Annotated in this window: 18 protein-coding genes; 5 read left to right on the plus strand and 13 right to left on the minus strand. The window is 65.9% G+C overall.

Annotation, left to right across the window (positions count from 1 at the left end; genetic code table 11):
* Nucleotides 1-2: 2 nt before the first annotated feature.
* The 3 genes from MED01_RS35290 (at nucleotide 3) to MED01_RS35300 (ending at nucleotide 2,448) form a co-directional block, all read left to right on the plus strand.
* A complete protein-coding gene (locus MED01_RS35290) occupies nucleotides 3-848 on the plus strand; it encodes a hypothetical protein (protein ID WP_238672835.1) in 846 nt (281 codons plus the stop codon).
* Nucleotides 845-1,774: a hypothetical protein gene (locus MED01_RS35295; RefSeq protein ID WP_238672836.1), complete on the plus strand. Its 930-nt coding sequence runs from the start codon at nucleotides 845-847 to the stop codon at nucleotides 1,772-1,774. Before MED01_RS35290 ends, MED01_RS35295 begins: the two co-directional genes overlap by 4 nt.
* Nucleotides 1,775-2,067: 293 nt before the next feature.
* The gene (locus MED01_RS35300; RefSeq protein ID WP_238672837.1) at nucleotides 2,068-2,448 is read left to right on the plus strand and encodes a hypothetical protein; all 381 of its coding nucleotides are present in this window, start codon (nucleotides 2,068-2,070) and stop codon (nucleotides 2,446-2,448) included.
* 609 nt (nucleotides 2,449-3,057) lie between these two features.
* Here the strand turns inward: MED01_RS35300 and MED01_RS35305 are convergent.
* The 3 genes from MED01_RS35305 to MED01_RS35315 all read right to left on the minus strand — a co-directional run bounded on the left by MED01_RS35305 (nucleotide 3,058) and on the right by MED01_RS35315 (nucleotide 8,078).
* The gene (locus MED01_RS35305; protein WP_238672838.1) at nucleotides 3,058-6,294 is read right to left on the minus strand and encodes a DEAD/DEAH box helicase; all 3,237 of its coding nucleotides are present in this window, start codon (nucleotides 6,292-6,294) and stop codon (nucleotides 3,058-3,060) included.
* A 390-nt stretch (nucleotides 6,295-6,684) separates the two neighbouring features.
* Nucleotides 6,685-7,473: a hypothetical protein gene (locus MED01_RS35310; RefSeq protein ID WP_238672839.1), complete on the minus strand. Its 789-nt coding sequence runs from the start codon at nucleotides 7,471-7,473 to the stop codon at nucleotides 6,685-6,687.
* Nucleotides 7,470-8,078, minus strand: coding sequence for an RNA polymerase sigma factor (locus MED01_RS35315; RefSeq protein WP_238672840.1), 609 nt, complete (start codon nucleotides 8,076-8,078; stop codon nucleotides 7,470-7,472). Before MED01_RS35315 ends, MED01_RS35310 begins: the two co-directional genes overlap by 4 nt.
* 54 nt (nucleotides 8,079-8,132) lie before the next feature.
* Between MED01_RS35315 and MED01_RS35320 the strand changes: the two genes are divergently transcribed.
* Nucleotides 8,133-8,423 carry a hypothetical protein gene (locus tag MED01_RS35320; protein WP_238672841.1) on the plus strand — a complete coding sequence of 97 codons (291 nt, stop codon included), beginning with the start codon at nucleotides 8,133-8,135 and terminating at the stop codon, nucleotides 8,421-8,423.
* 422 nt (nucleotides 8,424-8,845) lie between these two features.
* Here the strand turns inward: MED01_RS35320 and MED01_RS35325 are convergent, their stop codons facing one another.
* A complete protein-coding gene (locus MED01_RS35325; protein WP_238672842.1) occupies nucleotides 8,846-9,268 on the minus strand; it encodes a hypothetical protein in 423 nt (140 codons plus the stop codon).
* A 142-nt stretch (nucleotides 9,269-9,410) separates the two neighbouring features.
* Here MED01_RS35325 and MED01_RS36440 point away from each other — a divergent pair, with 142 nt between their 5' ends.
* Nucleotides 9,411-9,839: a transposase gene (locus MED01_RS36440; protein WP_372493797.1), complete on the plus strand. Its 429-nt coding sequence runs from the start codon at nucleotides 9,411-9,413 to the stop codon at nucleotides 9,837-9,839.
* Between the two features lie 432 nt (nucleotides 9,840-10,271).
* Here the strand turns inward: MED01_RS36440 and MED01_RS35335 are convergent, their stop codons facing one another.
* The 9 genes from MED01_RS35335 to MED01_RS35375 all read right to left on the minus strand — a co-directional run bounded on the left by MED01_RS35335 (nucleotide 10,272) and on the right by MED01_RS35375 (nucleotide 16,775).
* Nucleotides 10,272-10,790 carry an NUDIX domain-containing protein gene (locus tag MED01_RS35335; protein WP_238672844.1) on the minus strand — a complete coding sequence of 173 codons (519 nt, stop codon included), beginning with the start codon at nucleotides 10,788-10,790 and terminating at the stop codon, nucleotides 10,272-10,274.
* A gap of 57 nt (nucleotides 10,791-10,847) precedes the next feature.
* Nucleotides 10,848-11,297 (minus strand): SitI3 family protein, encoded by a 450-nt coding sequence (locus MED01_RS35340; RefSeq protein ID WP_238672845.1) that lies wholly within the window; start codon nucleotides 11,295-11,297, stop codon nucleotides 10,848-10,850.
* 15 nt (nucleotides 11,298-11,312) lie between these two features.
* Nucleotides 11,313-11,711, minus strand: coding sequence for a CdiA C-terminal domain-containing protein (locus tag MED01_RS35345; RefSeq protein WP_238672846.1), 399 nt, complete (start codon nucleotides 11,709-11,711; stop codon nucleotides 11,313-11,315).
* A gap of 194 nt (nucleotides 11,712-11,905) precedes the next feature.
* Nucleotides 11,906-12,433, minus strand: a complete 528-nt coding sequence (locus MED01_RS35350; RefSeq protein ID WP_238672847.1) for a DUF6244 family protein — start codon at nucleotides 12,431-12,433, stop codon at nucleotides 11,906-11,908.
* A gap of 170 nt (nucleotides 12,434-12,603) precedes the next feature.
* A complete protein-coding gene (locus MED01_RS35355) occupies nucleotides 12,604-13,302 on the minus strand; it encodes a hypothetical protein (protein WP_238672848.1) in 699 nt (232 codons plus the stop codon).
* Nucleotides 13,299-14,489, minus strand: coding sequence for an NUDIX domain-containing protein (locus tag MED01_RS35360; protein WP_238672849.1), 1,191 nt, complete (start codon nucleotides 14,487-14,489; stop codon nucleotides 13,299-13,301). Before MED01_RS35360 ends, MED01_RS35355 begins: the two co-directional genes overlap by 4 nt.
* The gene (locus tag MED01_RS35365; protein WP_238672850.1) at nucleotides 14,486-15,052 is read right to left on the minus strand and encodes a dephospho-CoA kinase; all 567 of its coding nucleotides are present in this window, start codon (nucleotides 15,050-15,052) and stop codon (nucleotides 14,486-14,488) included. Before MED01_RS35365 ends, MED01_RS35360 begins: the two co-directional genes overlap by 4 nt.
* On the minus strand, nucleotides 15,052-15,975 hold the full coding sequence (locus tag MED01_RS35370; protein WP_238672851.1) for a hypothetical protein: 924 nt from the start codon (nucleotides 15,973-15,975) through the stop codon (nucleotides 15,052-15,054). Before MED01_RS35370 ends, MED01_RS35365 begins: the two co-directional genes overlap by 1 nt.
* A complete protein-coding gene (locus MED01_RS35375) occupies nucleotides 15,972-16,775 on the minus strand; it encodes a class I SAM-dependent methyltransferase (protein ID WP_238672852.1) in 804 nt (267 codons plus the stop codon). The genes MED01_RS35370 and MED01_RS35375 overlap by 4 nt, the downstream gene beginning before the upstream one ends.
* Nucleotides 16,776-16,781 lie beyond the last annotated feature (6 nt).

A 16,781-nucleotide genomic window follows, 5' to 3' on the forward strand; every position in this document is an offset into this window, starting at 1 on the left:
ACATGACCGATCGTGAGACGTCGGGCGGGTTGTGGAACCTTTCAGCCCTGATCACGGGTGACGCTGAGCCGTCAGCCTCGCAGGCGCCGCCGGCCTCGCAGCCCTCGTCGGACCTTGCGGTGCCGTCTCGACCGGAACCTGCGTCGCCGCGGAGCCAGCAGCAGACGGCGTCGCCATGGATTCCACCGCCGCCCACCGTTGCCTCGGCCCCATCCAGCGGACTTCACCGCCGGCGACTGATGATCGTGGTCGGCAGCGCGGCGGCCGTCCTCCTGGCGCTCGGAGCGACCGTAGCCAGTGTGAACGCCGCAACCGACGACACCTCTTCCGTGATGCCGACCGCTGAGCAGCCGATCGCGCCGTACCCGACGGTCGAGCCCGAGCAGACGCCGGACAACACCGCCCCGGCGGAGACGACGATCGAGGAGACGATCGACCCCGAGCAGGCTGCGCTGAACGCGCTCAACGCGCAGCACGACCAGGACCTCCCGACGGTCTCGTTCCACGGCCAGTACGCGGCCCAGTTGGCGTCGAAGACCCTGGGGATCAGCGACCCCTACCAGACCAACAGGTCGGGCTCGCACATCTTTCAGGCGACCGACATCCTCGAGGAGCATCAGGCTCTGCGCGAGGGCACCACCGACGGCACCGCCGTGGTGTTGCTGAAGAGCACCGACTACGGCAAGCGGCAGGTTTACAACGGCGAGGCCCTGTGGGTCACGTTCGCCCTCGGCGACTTCGCGAACCGCGACGACGTGCTCGCCTGGTGCGGGAACAGATTTCCGCAAATGTCCGGCGCAGAACTGGGGAACCAGTGCGCCGTCCGCACGTTGGCGCCGGCCCCATGACCGAACCCCTGCCGCCCTGGGCCCGCCCCCGCCCGGCCGACGTGTCCGTGGAACGGGAGGCCGTCCCGATCCGGGTGGAGTCGGCGCCCGAGCCCGAGCCCGATCCGGAGCCGGAGCCGGAGTCGCCGCCTCTGTTCCCCACCCAGGCGACGGACGGGGACCCGTTGCTGTTTCCGGGCGGCGCCTCGCGCCCAGGCGACTCCGGGCCGCGGTCGTTCTCGGCGAGCGATGTGCCGCGTACCGTGCGCCGGGTTCGTACCGAGGGACCCGGCCGCTCCGGCGAAGCGGCGCCGCTCCGAGTACCGCCCGGCGGCCTCGCACCGCCTCCGGGCCGCCGCCCCCCACCGATGCCCCAGCAGGCCGCACAGGCGCACGACGCCCCCGCAACGGCCACCGACCCGCACATAGGCGTGGTGATCGGTCCAGTCGAACAGACCCGATCACGGCGCTCGTACTCCGGCTTCGTCGTGCTGATCGTCGCAGCAGGCCTGACGGTCGCGCCAATGCTCGGTCGGTTTCTCATGGGCGGTGTCCCGTTCGTACTCGTGATCATGCCGGTAGTGCCGGTCGCCGGCGTCTGGCTGGCACGGCGCCTGACTCGCAGTGGCGGTGAGCTCAGCGCGCCGGGGCACCGTTTCCGTCTCCAGCCGGCCGACGGGCGCACCGTTCGTGTCGTGATCGACGGCGAGATCGACCCGGACTCGCTGAGGCCCGGCGACGTGGCGCGCGTGCACAGCGCAGGCAGCCGTGAAGGGCACATCGTGGCTCGCTCGGTGGACATCCTCGCGACGTTGGGCGGTCCGGTGGTGCGGCAGGTGGCCGGCCGGACGCCGGGGCCGATAGTGGCGGCTCGCCTCCTGAACGCGATCAGCATCGCGCTCGCCGTCCTGCTGGTGGCTTCCGCTGCCGCAGTCATCGTCGGGTGAGCAGAGGAGTTCGAACCCGGCTGGCCCCTCAGTCTCTTCTCCGCAGGCATCCGATGGCATCCAATTCAATCAACCGACCCCCCGGGCACTCAGCCGAAACCACTCCAAGATCCGCAAGGCAGCTGATCAGAAAAAGTGCGCGGAGCAGCAGCATCGCCTTCGCAAGAAAGAAGCGGAAGACCGGGGAACGTACTTCTCGTCGAGTCTCGGCGCCGGGCAGCGAAAGCGGGCAAAGTCGCTCGCCACGCCGTCGCCGATCTCGTGAGACCGTCCAGAAGGAGGCGTGGCGCATCATGCAAACCGAGTCCGTCATCGTGGAGACCGCAATCCCGCTAGCCGAGGTGGCAGCGATACTCAACGCAGCCCTGGCCGGGTACAAGGCCACCATCGAGCCATTGATGGTCAGCAACAATCCACTTGATCAGTTACGCCATCAGCCCGACATGGCATTGTTGGCATCCCGAAAAGGCGCGATGGGAGCATGGGGCGTTCGGGTCTACCTGACGGATCACGGCCAACGTCGTGAGATCCACCTGGAGGCACTCGGCGACGGTGGTTTCTCACGCGCTTTCCATGGCATCAAAAACACGTTCTCCCTGTCGAAGAGCTTGGCCAAGGCGGAGGCACTTGCCGCCAACGTCACCAACTCCGACGCGACCGCGGTTGTTCGGTAGCCGCGATTCGTATTGCTGGCGCCGAGGAGGCTCGGACCTGCGCGAATAAGACCGCAGTACGCCCGGCCGAGATGCCTCGGTCGGGCAGCGCCAGGTCCAGGTAGTCGTGCCCGTGTTCAAGGTCCCTCGCGGCGACGATGCCCCTGCCCGGCGCGGGTGGGGGCATCTGAGGAGTGCCCCGGTTCGCACAAGGGTGCGGTCGATGGGTCGCCAGGAACTCGGACCCTGAACCTACGGCGCGTCTGCGCTGATCCCCCCGGCTGCTGAGCTCAGAAGGGTTCTGTGGTGGGCCGCCAGGGACTCGAACCCTGAACCTATGGATTAAAAGTGCGCAGACCAGGACAAACTACTGTCCGTGCTCGATCGACTTTCGCTCTCCGCGACCCGGGCACCTCGTCCGGCCGCGTTCGCGATGGTCCGCGCCGTGCTCGCATAATGTGTCATCGCGTTGTTTGCCCGCCGAAGGTACGAATCCAGGAATCGTGCCGCGAATCCGGTCCGGCTCCGGAACATCCGAGCACCCAGGGAGCGCCCCGCGAGTAGGCGCCCGGCCCGTTGGTGGTGGCCAGGGCGGGGCACCGGAGCTGATACGTCCGACCCGAGCCGCCTCTATCGACTGCACCACACCGCGAGCGGTGCGTTGATCGTCGTTTTGAGGTACGCCTGTGTCGAGGCGAGCAGGTTTAGTTGCTGGGTCGTCGCCCTCGAGGCGGACAGGCCCGGCTGGACGATCACCATTTCCATGCGCCGCCGCAGGACGGTTGCCTGCTCCTGAATTTTGTAGAGCGCCTTGATATCTCCGACCTCGAAGGGGCTGACGCCGTCACGCCGCTGCTTTTTGCGAGCCCGGTCGTCGAGTGTGCGGAAAAATGGGCGTAGATCGCCGCGCCGCCACATGATCGACTTTTGAGTCTGCCCACAGACCTCGTACAGGTCGTTGACGCGTGTGCCGACGGTCTCACCGTGCGAGTACTTGCAATGCACGAGCCGGATCAGCAGCCCTTCGCTGTCGATCCGGATGGCCACGATGTCGGCGACCTCGCCGCTGCCGTCGTCGTCGAGGATGACGTCCCACGGATCGCTCTCCGCCTTGAGCTCGGCGATGGCACGGTACTGAACGGAATCGATCAGCCGGTCCTTGGTCTGAGATTCGACGGTGATGGTGGTGCCCTTCCAGTCGAAGGGCGTGAGGTTCGCGCGGTCGAAAGGCTCCTTGTCCCAGGTTGGCTTGTAGAGTAGGTCACCCTCAATGATCCGGTCATCGTCAAGGATGAAGGTGAGACCGACCTGGTTGAGCCAATCACTCAGGTTGAGCTCGGAGCGTGCGCGGACGATCTTGATCTCTTCATCGCTGGCGCACCGGTAGAAGAGGCGGCTGTTCTCGACGGTGGCCTCGTACGTGACCTTCCACCCCTTGGTGCGCACGTCGAAGCGGAATGGGCCCTCGGTTGCGGCGGTGTCCGGAACGAGATCGGCGTAGACGGCTTCGTATTTGAGGTCCTGGAACGACAGCCTCAGGTTGTCCGCCTGCACCGTGTGGATCTGCCACGGCCACTCGACTGCCAGGACGACGCCAGCGGGCCGGCCTTGTAGGCGTTCAGGCAGGATGAACTGCCCGATCACCTTGTCGATGCTGATGGTGTCATCGACCAGCTTCTCGCCAACGGAGTCGCACCAGTCCCGCCAGTGTTTGAGACCGCGGGCGGTAGCGGCGGACCAGATGCGGCCTTTGAGGGAGGCGCTGATGTTGACCCGCTCGCCGTCGCGGTACCCGCCGCCGGAGATGTTCGTCTGCGACTTCGTGCCGGCCTCGGCCTGGGTAAAGCTAGCCGTGACGTCGGAGCCCACGTGCATGGAGAAGCGGCGAAACTGGTCATGGGCGTCAAGGACGCCGACGTTCGTCGGCACTAGCCGGTCAATGTCGGCCATCACGCGGTAGACCGTCGAGCCCGTGAAGCGCCTTGCGCCAGCACCCAGCACGGCCGTCGCGAGATCCTCGAAGACTCCATCGTTGGCGGAGTTGTTGATGTACAGCAGGCGCTTCTCCCGGTCGAAGTAGAGGATGTACAGCTCGTAGCTGACCTCTTCGAGGGTTTTGAGGTCGCCCCAGCGGACGTTGTCACGGTCTTCCACGACACACCAGGCAATCCCGGCGGCTGTGTTCAGGCCGATGGGCTGGGTGTACATGCGGTCCTCGCCGAAGAAGTCGACGAGGTTCTCCGGTTCCCATCGCTCAGTAGGGGCTCGGTAGACGACCGTACTCAGCTTCGGCAGCAGGCTCCGCAACGTGACGTCCTCGGGCAAGCTGGTGAAGCCCTCCTCGAAGTCGCTGACATCCTGCTGTCCCTGAACGGCGGTCTCGGTGAGGTTGCGCAGGATCAGGTTCCAATCGGAATCCTCCGCGTACAGCGTCCGCAAACGCCTGTCGACATCGATCTCGGCACGGGCGACGAATACCGATGCGTCGCCGTACCTGCCCTCCGATGACGTCCGTGCGAAGCGGCCGATGAACTGCAGGGTGACACCGAGGCTCTTCTGCGGATCATGCACCGCTGCGACCTTCAGAGACGGCAGGTCGAAGCCTTCTCCGAGCATGTTGACGCAGATGACGATGCGGGAGCGACCTTCTCGCAGCTCCTTGACTGCCTCGCGTTGTTGTCTCGCGGGCATTTGGCTGTTGATGATGACCGGCTGGAGATCGGCGGCCAGCTTGTCGTAGAGCGGCTTGAGTTCCTTCGCTCGAAGGATGCCGCTGACGCGAGCCATCAGAACGTGGTCGAAACCAGATTCCAGGTCCGCGCGCAGCTTGGCGACGCTCTGCTCCGCCACGGCTCGGTCCAGGTCCTCGAAGTCGACAACCGCGGTGTAGTTGATCCGCGAGAAGAATTCCTGCGCTTGAGCTTCCCGCAGGGGGAAGGAGTAGAGGATGCGGCCTTGAAGGTGCTTGCCATCCTCACGGAACGGCGTCGCGGTGAACTGGATCACGTTCTTGTCGACGAAAAAGTCGCGGACGGCAGACCACGTACGTGCGGCCACGTGGTGGGCCTCGTCGATGAACAAATGAGAGCAGGCGCCGGCGAGGGCTGCCAGTGCCTCGGGCTGGCAGGCAGTCAACGCCTGGGGCGTCGCGACGATGACGTTGCACGCTCGCGTGAATGACTCCGCCGCGTCGACGGTGGTGAAGCCCTGTTGGACGCGCCCCACCGCCGGGCGGATCGCCGAAGCGGTGACGATGCCCAGCTTCTGCAGCACGCCGAGGGTCTCGAATTTCGTCGCAATCTGCTCACGGAGGGCATCGGAGGGGACTAATACCAGCAATCGATTGATGCGGGCGGCCACCAGAAGCGCGAGCATCGTCTCCGTCTTGCCAGTGCCTGTCGGCATAACCACCGTGGCCGGAGTGGTCCGCTTGGTGGTCCAGTAGCCGAGCACGGCATGCATCGCTCCGAGTTGCGGCGATCGAAGGCCGCGACTTTCCTTGGTGCCTTCGTTGAAGGTGATCGCATCCCGATACGACCTGAGAACCTCAGATGGCGCAGAACGGAGGAGGACGCTCGGCAGGTGCCAACCCGCTCGGGTCAGCGAGTCCCCGGCTCCCGTTCCGGGCGGGAGCCTTAGCCACAGGATGTCCTGATCGAGCGGCGTCTCACCGCTCGCGGCTGGCCAGACGCCGTAGTTGTTGACGACTTCAAGTGCCCCATCGCTACCTGAGACGGCGTGAAAGGCACTCGCTGGAACAAGGAGCTGCTTGATCGGGTTGCCATCGAACGTCTCCGTGCGCGCCCAGACATTGGGCGTACGCCACCCGCTGGGCGAGTGCCGGTCGTCAGCATGGGGACCATTCATGAGCACGATTCTTCCGTGGGTGGGTGCTCATGCTTTAATCGATATACGTAGTGCTTTCTCTTGTGGGACCTCGGACTGTCGTAAATCTGACGGCGAGCACCAACAGTCGGGAATGACGATCACTATGCGCGAGAGCCGGACCGTGGTGGAGAAGGCAACCATCATCGAGTGCGGCGAACGCGCGCTGACGTGGACACGACCTGACGTTGACGTCCCACCCGGCATTGACCGACGATAGTTCGGCCCCTCAGCCTGCCGCACGCACGGTCGGCGGCAGATCCAGATTTCCGATCTTGTTCGGGGGCCAGCTCGATGGGTCAACCGGCGATGGCGAGATGGCGGCAGATGACGTTACGTCAGGAAGCTCCAGGGGTCCCGAACCTCTTTGGTTCATTGGATCCGTAGCCGGACGGTGTCTGGGTCGACGAGCGTCACGCCGGCGGCAGTGCGCACGTGCAGCTTGCAGCCGGTGGGATCGCCCCGATCGCTGGGCCACCACACACCCCAGACACCGTTTCTCACCGTGGCGGTCACTCGCAGGCCATTCGTGAGTACAACGTCGACGCCGGTCACAGCGGAGCCGCTCAGGCCGTACATCTGGAAGGCTTGGATGCCGCGGGGCGGTGGGTCCGAGATGCCGCCGAGCACCAACACGGCACTGTCTTGCGGCTTGGCGAACGGTTTGTCGGAGACGGTGGCCTGCATGAGGTTGAGGCCATTGAGCCCCTTGGCTTTCAGACCGGACAGGGCGATCAGCGGATCCGAGGAGGTGCCGCTGCCCAGTGCAACATCGACGCAGTAGGTGAACCCGCCGCGCCGGTCGACCAGCACCTCCCGGCGAGTCGCGGCTTTCGGGCGCGCCGTGACGCCTGCGACGCCCACCCCGCCGACGCCGAGGTCGCTGCACTTCGAGGCCCAATTCTCGATTTCTTCATCTGTAGCGGTCAGTGGTGGAGCGGCCTGCGGAACGGCCGTCCAAGCGGCATAGGTCGGCGGCGGCGGGTCGGGATAGACGGCGAACGCAACGACGCCGGCAGCGACGACCACCCCGGCGAAGGCGCCGGCGAGGGCGATGCGTCGGCCGCGAGTCACCACAGTTGTCTGCGATGCCTGCTCAACTAGCAGCCGCCGGATCTCGGCCTGACGCTGCGGGTTCAGGCGGATTCGCAGATCGCTCATGACATCTCCCGTCGCTGTGCTGAGGCGGTCCTTGGGCAGGCCACGTGGGGTGCGTTCAGGGCTTCTGTCTCGACCCCGAGCCGGGACCGCGCCCGCGACAGCCGCGACCGGACGGTGCCGACTGGTACGCCGAGCGCTACCGCCGCCTCGGCGTAGGACAGGCCCTGCCAGACGCAGAGCAACAACACGTCACGCTCGGGTGGCCTCAGCCGCTCGAGGGCCGCTGCCAACCGGGCCAGGTGCCGCTCGTCATCGAGCCGTCCGACGACCTCGTCGGCATGGTCGGGCGTGACCGGCGCGGGTGTCAGCCGCTCCAGCGCCCGTCGATGCCGCAGCGCCGTCCGCCAGCGATGCTGCATGGTCCGGCGCGCGATGCCGTACAGCCACGGCAACGCGTTGCCATCAACCAACTCAACCTCACCCCGCCGGCGCCATGCCTCCAGGAACACGATGGAGACCACATCATCGGCGGCGTCGCTCGAGCCGGTCCGGCGCGCACAGAAAGCCCGGACGGCCTCCCCGTGCCGGTCGAAAAGCACACCGAAGCACGCGGCCTCGCCCTGGCGTGCCCGCCGCCACAACTCACCGTCGTCGGCCCGAGTCATGTCCGCCCTATCCCTCACACCCTCTTATGACCGCTACGCCCGTCGAGTTCCATAGTGGAGCAGGTCGGCGAGGTACTTGCCGCCCACGGCGTGCCCGACTTGGTGAGCCGCGCTGAGGTCGCACACCTGCAACAGTGGCGGATCGCCCCGACCGGCAGCCCTCCGCGTCGTCGGCATCATGAACGAGTTCGCCTTCTTCACCGGCACCTGGCGCGCGCCGCCGCGCGGCCGGACCTTGTTGATCTCGCGGTGCGGCTGGCCGCCACTCCCTGCAGCCCTCTCTACCAGCGCCACGTCAGCCCCGACCGGGAACTCGCTGCCATCGTGCGGCAGTTCGACGCTTAGCTAGGGAAAGGTTCGGTAGCTGACGCAGCCCGTGGACGACCGGCACTTCTCGCACTCTCGCCGCCACTAGTGGCATCCCAGTGGCGCGAAGGTGATTCGATATGGCTGCGACGGCGTTCCTCTTGTTGCACTGACAAACTACCTTGGCTTCGAATCCGAACGGCGGCGAGAGGACAGCCCGAGATGGCAGCGAGATCACGGAGGGGAAGGAAAAGTCGGCTGGCCCGCCGCCTCTCGGCCCCGCCCGTTCCATCGGAGCCCGCCGACATCAAATCCACGAAGCTAAGGCGACGCGCATCAATTTTACGTACAGTCATCGGGTGGAACGAGGACGTCCCAGTCCCGATCCCACTTATTGCGGCATGTAGTTGTGTCGGGGCGGTGATCCTGGCGACCAGGTTTCCGGTATACGCTACTTGCCCTCAGGTGACACAGGGAACGCCGCGACTAGTCGCCTCGATTATCGTGGGACTGCCAATCGGCTTCGGAATTGTGGCCATCCTCATGATCGCATCCACCTTGGACATCACGGCCAGTCGGAAAAACAGTGCGGGGGCAATCAGAACCGGGCTGGAAAGAGCGGGGCTTGGCGCGGCATACGGTACATTCATGTCGGTTTTCGCCACCCTGGCAGTACCCGACAGCACCACGTGCGGGACGGACCTATTGGCGAACATCAGCAATGGCGCCACCTGGGGCAGCATGATCGGCCTAACTCTCTCGGTAGCGACTCTCCGCAAGGGGATGTTGTCGGACGCAGATTCAGCCCGAGGCGCTTGGGTTAAGTGGCAGTTCATTTCCTCGGCAAACTTAAGCCTCGTGCTTGGCGTCACCACCTCGATCATGCTGATCTCGTCGCTGTGGGAGGGCAGGGGTTGGCCCCAGTAGCGCTTGGGCGTGGCATGGCTCGACTAACAACTCCTAACGAAATGGTGTTGGGCGTAACCCCCGGGATGCGAGGGTCTTTCTGCCTGAACGTGAGGAGGGGTGCGAAGGCATGGTGGTCGTCTCGGACGACCTCTGGGCCCAGATCGTGCCGCTTCTACCGCCGCGACCACCACGGCGGCATCGGTTCCCTGGCCGCAAGCCCAAGGGCATCCGAGGCCGACCCGGCAACGACCCGGACGGATCTACGCTGACCGCGGCTACGACGTCGACACGTGCCGCCGCGAGTTACGCATCAAGGGCATCACACCAATCATCGCCCGATGCGGCACCGCACACGGCTCAGGACTCGGCACTCGACGCTGCGTCGTGGAGCAGACTATCGCCCTGCTGCACTGGTTCCGCGGCCTGCGTATCCGCTGGGAGATCCGCGACAACACCCACGAAACCTTTCTCACCCTCGCCATCATCTGCTGGCACCGACTCCTGCTCTCGTGTCTGGCGCTAAGGCCGCTCTCGGCGGTGTGGTGAAGCGCAGCGATGTCCTTAGCAAGATTGGTTGCTGCTGGAGTTGCGGTGGGACCGGCCCGCGCCTGCGATCACGGCGGTGTCGAGGCCGATGCGGTCTAGCGTCGCCCGCATCTTCATGTCGTGCAGAGCACCAAGGCTGCGGGCGGTGCCAGCGTGTACGCCGGCGAGATGCAGCGAAGCTCTTATGCCGTGAAGCTTGGAGACTTCGGCGATGATCCCGTTGATCTTCGCTGCTATTCGCGAGGTCGCGGGGAGATTCCAGGCGACGAAGTCGACGTCGCTCCAGCCGTCGACAAAGTCCCCGCGGGCGGCCGATCCGCACAGCCCTACGCCCGCACCAGGGTGCCCGGCGACGACGGCCTGAACGTCCGTTGCGACTTCGGTTATGAGTTGGCTGAGGCTTCGGCTGAATGGGAGTGGCCCTGCCGAACGTCAGGCGATGATGGCGAGGGCGCGGTCCAGGATCCGCTGAAACTCAACATGAGTGGCCGCTCGTCGGGCGGCGGAGGCGTCAAGCCAACGAGCTTCGACGAGGCCCTCGTCTCTGGCTGGCGTTGCGGCGGTGGTCGCGGTGGTGAAGAGGAACCAGTCGACGGTCTTCGCCGCAGGAGAGCCGTCGTTGTCGGTGAAGACGTACTTCTCCTGTCCGAGATACGCGCCGTACTGAGTACCGGTCAGACCGGCCTCCTCGGCCACCTCCCGCACGGCTGCCTGCAGGGGGGCCTCGCTCGGCTCGAGGCGACCCTTCGGGGCTACGGTCTGTCGTTCGCCGTTCCCCCGGACCTGATCCAGAAGCAGGATCGAAGGAGCGCCCAGGTCGTTGGTCGTGACGACGGCGCCGGCGGAGGCGTATCGACGAATCATGGCCGGGTTCCCTCCGGGGGCTGCCTGCGTGGATTCAAACGCGTCGCGAAGACGAGCTGAACGATCCTGCGGGGCAGGAACGTTCATTGGTGCCTGGCATCCCATTACGCCCCGGGGCGGGCATCCCAACTCGCGGGCTTCTACTCAGGCGGGACGATGGTCGAGGCCATAGGTGTTCCACCACGACGGTCGGTGCCTTCGAAGGACTCCTGCGACTCGGGTCAGTAGCAGCCAGTTACCGTTCAGTGTCAGTGCCGCGTCCTCCGGCCTGCTGGCGAGCAGCCGGTCGACGGCCGCGACCATGTCGGGGACCGCACTGCCGGACGTGTCGTCCTTGAGCATGTGGAAGACGATGTTGACGTACGTGTCGGGTTCCCATTCCCACTGGGAGCCGTCGTCGTCCTCGGCGTCGTAATAACCGTTTCTGCCCGCATAGACGCTGACGGTGTAGCCGGACTCGTCACCGAGGTCAGCGCCGAGTAGCCGGGGGTATCCGGGCAGAGTTGACTCCTCGACGTTCCCAGGAGCCGCGATCTCGGCCACATGTTCCAGCGGGATGTCACCCGCCAGCGTCAGTCGGTACTCGATACCCACGTGCTGCCTGCCTTCTCAGTCTCGTCGAACGATCTGAATGATCTCACCGCTGCGGGTCAGCGCCGTGAGTTCTTTGAGGTGGTGGATGGGCCAGTCGTCGAACTGCTTCTGCAGGGTGCCGAGGTCGCCACGCCAGTCCTGCAGGTTGAGCATGATCCGTTGGGTCTGCTGGCTGGCCACCTTTCCCGACACTTCCGTCCAGACACCACGTACGGCCTTCGCGGGAGTTGGCGAGTAGCAGTCGAAGACATGGCCTTCGATCAGGTAGTCCGGGTCCTTGTCCGGCTTCCCGCCGTCGCCCGTGTTCCGCCGCGCCTCGGCGATCTCCTGCCTGGTCGGGTTCTGGTGCAAGCGGTAACCCTTGCCGGCGACCGTGTCGGCACACGCGTTCTCCAACTCCAACGCACGCTGCACCCTCTGATCCGCCCGTGGCGGAATTTTGGTTCGGGGCCCGGTGGGTGATCCGCCGAGGACACCGGTCGGGTGCCGGCTCCACGGGGTGGGGTTGCGGTCACCGAAGGCATCGCCGCCGGAGGCGGGAGGCGGCGAGTTCGGATTGCTGGTGGCAAGAGGGGGCGGGCTGGCCGGTCTGGGACTGCCAGCCCCGATCAGTTTCCCGAGGACCCGATCTGCCGTGCTTCAGCGACCGCGGCTTCGATGAGCTGCCGAGTGGTGCTGGTGCGCTGGACCACCAGTACCAGGACCTGCTTGATGCTCTCCAGCGCCTGCAGCAGCGGTCCAGGCTGCCCGCCCTGAAGGATCATGGTGACGAGCCGCTGTGCCTCACCAACCTGAGCGATAGCCGCTGCCGTCGCGTCCCGGGCGCTGTCTACCGCGGCGTGAACGGGTGTCAGCCCGGCGATCGTCTCTTGCGGAGTCGCTTCGTGTGGAACGGCGGCAGTTGCCTTCGTCGCCTCACCGATCGAACCGCCGAGGCTCCCCAGGCCGCCTTGAATATCGGTGATCGCACTGCGCACTCGCGTGACGCCCACCGCCACCGCGGCGAAGCCAGCGCCCGCGGCCCGCAGGGCCACCTCCTGTGCCTGGCTGTCGGCTGCGGCTGCCAACCCCTGCGCGCGCTCGACGCCTGCCGCCAGGGCCCGGAGTTCAGCGGTGACCTTCTCAATGTGCGACACGTAGCCGACTCCCCAATCGAAGACTGTGATGGTGTCCGGCAGCCGAAACTACCGGGGTATCCGGGAGCCCGACCAGAGATCGGCAGTCGAAGACCTGGGGTCCCGAGCATGACGTGGATCGGCGGTTCTGGCGGGCGCACGGCATCCGATGCCGTCATGACCTGCACCGCCTACTTGCGCATTGACGGAACTGGGCCCCAACGTGACGCCGGAAACGGGTGGGCGTCTAAGCGGTTGGGCACGGCTGGGTTTAGGTCACGGTGGAGCGCTGCGAGGACGGCTCGGCAGCTATCGTCGACTGAGGCGAAAGAGTTCACTCGTTGCGTTGGCAGCCCTGGCCAATCAGACCCGGTGCGCATCTCCTCCGCGAACGTCCGTAGGTACCTCAGGTACTGCGGACTTACGGCCTGAATTTTTGCTAGGCGCGGCAGGGCGACCCCGAGCGCGTCTTCGGCGCCAAGTTCGACCGCCTTGCACGGCTGAGTTTCCTGGAGCGCGCGGACGGCGTTGGCGAGAAGTTCCCGCAGGTCGCCGAGTTCCGTGTGATGTCCTCCGGCGTGTGCGAGAGCAGAGGCGTAGACGGTCTTTGGCCCTCGATCAACGAGATGCACGCGGGTGTGCTTCTCGCCGCCCCGCCGCAGGCTGTTGATCCGACCGATCATCGCTCTCACCAGCGCTATGGCCACCTCCGTCCCGCTGCTGCTGGTGACCCAGGGGCCGAACTGTTCGGGGGCGGTGATCGGCGTGAGGTGCCGCCAAAGCGGCTCAGCGACGTATGTGTCGATGTCGGCGGAGCCGAGTGTCTCGTGAAGGTGGCGGACAAGGGCTGTCTTTCCGCTGCCGTCGATGCCGTCGACGAAGAGGATCATCGCTGTGAGAGCTCTTCGGCGAGTCGCTGTGATTCCATGAGCACGCTGGGAACGCGCGCGGCCAGCTGTTCTGCCTGGTCGATGTTGCCCGCGCCAGCGCGTCGGTAGGCGTTGTAGTCGTGCAGCAACGCGCGGAGCTGATCACCGGGCCAGTCACGCAGGGCGTCTTCGACCTCGGGAAGTCGCAGGGGCGCATCCGGGCGCCGGTGTGTCACAAGCAGCCGGGCTGCGCTTGAGAGTACGGACAGCACCCGGCGCGCCGCGTCCTCGCGCTCCGGCAAAGTGTCGCAGCTCCTGCTGAGACGTAGGAGAGCAAATTTGTGCAGCACACCGATGTCACCGGCGAGGTCGGTTTCTTCCGGGCCGGCGGGCGTGGGGGCGGCGCCCGCGATCACGACGGTGTCGACTCCGACGCGACGCAGTACGGCGCGCATCTTCATGTCGTACAGGTCGCCAAGGCGACGTGCGTCGCGCCCCTTGTCGTCAGCAAGGTGCAGTGAGGCCCGCAGGCCAAGGCGGTGGGCGGCTCGGCCGACGGTTCCCTCAAGCTCGGTTGTGGCGCTCGATGCCCCGGGCAGGTTCCAGGCGATGAAGTCGACGTCGCTCCACCCGCCGACCAAGTCGCCACGTGCGGCAGATCCGCACAGCCCGACTCCGGCTTCCGGATGCCCGGCCAAGGCCGCTCGTGCCCCTGCTGCCACCTCCGTAACCAGGCGACTGAGGTCCTTGCTGAAAGGTAGAGGCCGTGCGGAACGCCAGGCGATGATGGCGAGGGCGCGGTCCAGTATCTGCTGGAACTGCGCGTGACTGGCAGCCTGGCGGGCGGAGTCGGCGTCTAGCCAGCGGGCATCTACGAAGCCTTCGTCTCGGTTCGGGGTTGTTGCCGTGGATGACGCCCTGAAGAGGAACCAGTCGACCGTTTTCGCGGCGGTTGTGCCGTCGTTGTCGATGAAGGTGTACGCCTCCTGTCCGAGGTATGCGCTGTAGTGCGTGTTGGTCAAGCCAGCTTCCTCGGCCACCTCCCGCGTGGCTGCCTGTAGCGGGGCCGCGCCCGGCTCCAGGCGACCCTTCGGGGCGACGGTCTGTCGTTCGCCGGTCTTCCGGATCTGATCGAGGAGCAGGACGGACGGGGCGTTCAGGTCATCGGTCGTGACGACGGCGCCGGCCGAGGCGTAGCGGCGGATCATGAGGGGATGCCTCCCGGGGGTGTCTGGATGGCCTCGAGCGCGCCACGTAGACGAGCCCTGAAGCTGGTGATGTCGGCGCTGTTGTCGATCCAATGATCGGCAACAGCGCGCCAGGTCGGTAACTGTTCGTGAACTCGCTTGCGGTCGTCCTTGCGACGGACGATCTGTTGAGCCTGCTTGGTGCTCATTCCTCGAGCCGCTGAGAAGCGTCTGATGCGCAGGGCCTGCGGCGCGGTGATGAAAATGATGTCGCACGGCGATGGCCATGCCCGCTTCAGTTCGACCGTGAGAGCGGCGTCGATGAAGCTCTCGACTACCAACGGGGCCTCACTGGCAATCGACAGTTCGATGAGCTTCGCGATGAACTCCTCGTACACGAATTCTTCCCGCGTTTCCGTGCCTTCGTGATAAGCCTCCCGGCCCGTGGTGAGTTGCACCAGGATTGTTCGGATCTTGATGCGTCGAGCGCCGAGAGCACCCAGGTACTCGCCCGCGCTCGATTTTCCGGCCTCGCTGGTGCCCGCGAGGAGGAGCATCGGTGGTGGCGTGGGCAGCATCGGCATCAGGTGCCTCCCGCTATCCGGCGGCTGACCGCCATGACGCTCGCGGGCAGGTCGTGTGGCTTGCCGATGCCGGCACGGACGATCGGAACGGCGCTCAGCGCCTCGATCGTCCTCTCGTCCCGGCTGGCCCCGCAGAGATTTCGGCCGATGCTGACGTCCTCGGGTGAGTCGAAAATCGAGACGTGGTCAAGCCTCGGGTTGCGGAGCTTGGCCTCGTGGTCGGTCACCGCGGCGCGCAGTAGGTCGCGGCCCGCGGGGGCGGGTGCCTCCCGCAGTTCGCCTGCCGGCAGTCCGTGGTCCGGGATGACGATGAGGCTCAACGGCACCGGCCGTTGCTCGGCTAGCGACCCGGCGGGCAGATCGCCCGGGTAGAGAAGCCGCTCTGCGACCCCAGGGACCAGCAGTGCCGCCATGTCGGTTCGGAGGTGCCAGGGCATGGTCGGCATCGGCACGATGCACGGCTGGTCGTGGCGGACGACGGTGAATGCGAACTCGTCGACAAGTAGGCTTCCTCCGCGCGCGGCGAGGCCCAGCGCGAGGGAGGTCTTACCCTGCCCGCGACCGCCGTCCAGCACCGCCACGGCGGACTTTCCTTCGTCGGTGGTAATCGCGCTCCCGTGAAGGAGCGCCAGGTCGCCATTGCCCATAACGGCCATGGAACGAGCGGCGGCCTGGAGGATCCCGATCTCGAGAGTGGCCCGGCCACCGGGCAGGTTTGCGGCGAGTTCGAGCAGGACCTCGTTTTTGCATGTGTCGACGATCAACCGGGTCCGGTCGCCACCGCACACGTGCATGGACTGGGTTGCCTGCCCGGCTGGCCGTTCCGCGCAGGCGATCCGGGTGACGAAGTGCCGCAGCGACGGCGGTGCCGACTTCGCGACGCGCAGCTCCAGTGAGCGGTTGCCGATGGTCAGGAGCTTCATGGCTGCTCCGGGGGCTTGCGGAGGACCAGCCACATGGAGTAGCGACGGTGTCTGCCGCGAATCGGGGGCGAAGGTGTCGACATGACGCCAACTTCGGAGGTCACGTTCGCGTGCTGACGGATGTCACAGGCCGAGGCTAGGAGGTACAGCTCGGTTACGGTGGTGAGGTGGGCGTAGCCGGGCGCCGCACCGCTGGCCTTGTTTGCCAGATAGATGATGTCACGCGCGGGCAGTGGCTTTGAGCCGGCACGGCGTTGGCCCTGCCAACGTACGGCGCGTGCGGCCATGTCCAGGATGTTGGCGATGCGGACAAGCCCGAAGCGGCCGGCATAGTGCCAGTTGAACGTCTCCACCAGGACGCGGCCTCCCGGGGCGCAAACTCGCCACAGCTCGTGCAGGGCCTCCAGCCGTTCCGCTTCGGTTGCGAGAGCGTTAAAGGAGAAACGCAGGCACCACACCTGGTCGAAGCTGGCCGTAGGTAGCGGCAGGGCACTCATGCTGCCGCGCACGAAGGTGCCGTGCGGGCACGCGACTCGGGCTGCGGTCAGAGCTGCTTCGTTGATGTCGACGCCGACGACGTTGCCGCCGAGCGCGGTGATCGCCCGGGTCACACGACCAGCTCCGCACCCGACATCGAGGATCCGCGCCCTGGTGCCGAGCCCGTGGTAGAGCGCCTCCTCACATGTACGCAGCGGTGCCGTGTCGTAGAACGAGGTTTCACCCGCGTAGTGCGCCTGATTCAAGGAGCGGATCATCGCCCCGTAGTCGATCTCGGTGATATCGCCATGGGTAGTCGTCATCGCAGG

The organism is Micromonospora alfalfae, from assembly GCF_022230925.1.
In the GTDB taxonomy this organism is placed as follows: Bacteria; Actinomycetota; Actinomycetes; order Mycobacteriales; family Micromonosporaceae; genus Micromonospora; species Micromonospora alfalfae.

Excerpts from the sequence above, each read along its gene's own strand:
- MED01_RS35365 (WP_238672850.1), bottom strand. The coding sequence starts at position 15,052 with ATGCCGATGCTGCCCACGCCACCACCGATGCTCCTCCTCGCGGGCACC.
- MED01_RS35305 (WP_238672838.1), bottom strand. The coding sequence starts at position 6,294 with ATGAATGGTCCCCATGCTGACGACCGGCACTCGCCCAGCGGGTGGCGT.
- MED01_RS35355 (WP_238672848.1), bottom strand. The coding sequence starts at position 13,302 with ATGATCCTCTTCGTCGACGGCATCGACGGCAGCGGAAAGACAGCCCTT.
- MED01_RS35370 (WP_238672851.1), bottom strand. The coding sequence starts at position 15,975 with ATGAAGCTCCTGACCATCGGCAACCGCTCACTGGAGCTGCGCGTCGCG.
- MED01_RS35290 (WP_238672835.1), top strand. The coding sequence starts at position 3 with ATGACCGATCGTGAGACGTCGGGCGGGTTGTGGAACCTTTCAGCCCTG.
- MED01_RS35335 (WP_238672844.1), bottom strand. The coding sequence starts at position 10,790 with ATGAACGTTCCTGCCCCGCAGGATCGTTCAGCTCGTCTTCGCGACGCG.
- MED01_RS35300 (WP_238672837.1), top strand. The coding sequence starts at position 2,068 with ATGCAAACCGAGTCCGTCATCGTGGAGACCGCAATCCCGCTAGCCGAG.
- MED01_RS35375 (WP_238672852.1), bottom strand. The coding sequence starts at position 16,775 with ATGACGACTACCCATGGCGATATCACCGAGATCGACTACGGGGCGATG.
- MED01_RS35295 (WP_238672836.1), top strand. The coding sequence starts at position 845 with ATGACCGAACCCCTGCCGCCCTGGGCCCGCCCCCGCCCGGCCGACGTG.
- MED01_RS35360 (WP_238672849.1), bottom strand. The coding sequence starts at position 14,489 with ATGATCCGCCGCTACGCCTCGGCCGGCGCCGTCGTCACGACCGATGAC.
- MED01_RS35315 (WP_238672840.1), bottom strand. The coding sequence starts at position 8,078 with ATGACTCGGGCCGACGACGGTGAGTTGTGGCGGCGGGCACGCCAGGGC.
- MED01_RS35325 (WP_238672842.1), bottom strand. The coding sequence starts at position 9,268 with ATGATCGAGGTGGTGACGCCAAGCACGAGGCTTAAGTTTGCCGAGGAA.
- MED01_RS35310 (WP_238672839.1), bottom strand. The coding sequence starts at position 7,473 with ATGAGCGATCTGCGAATCCGCCTGAACCCGCAGCGTCAGGCCGAGATC.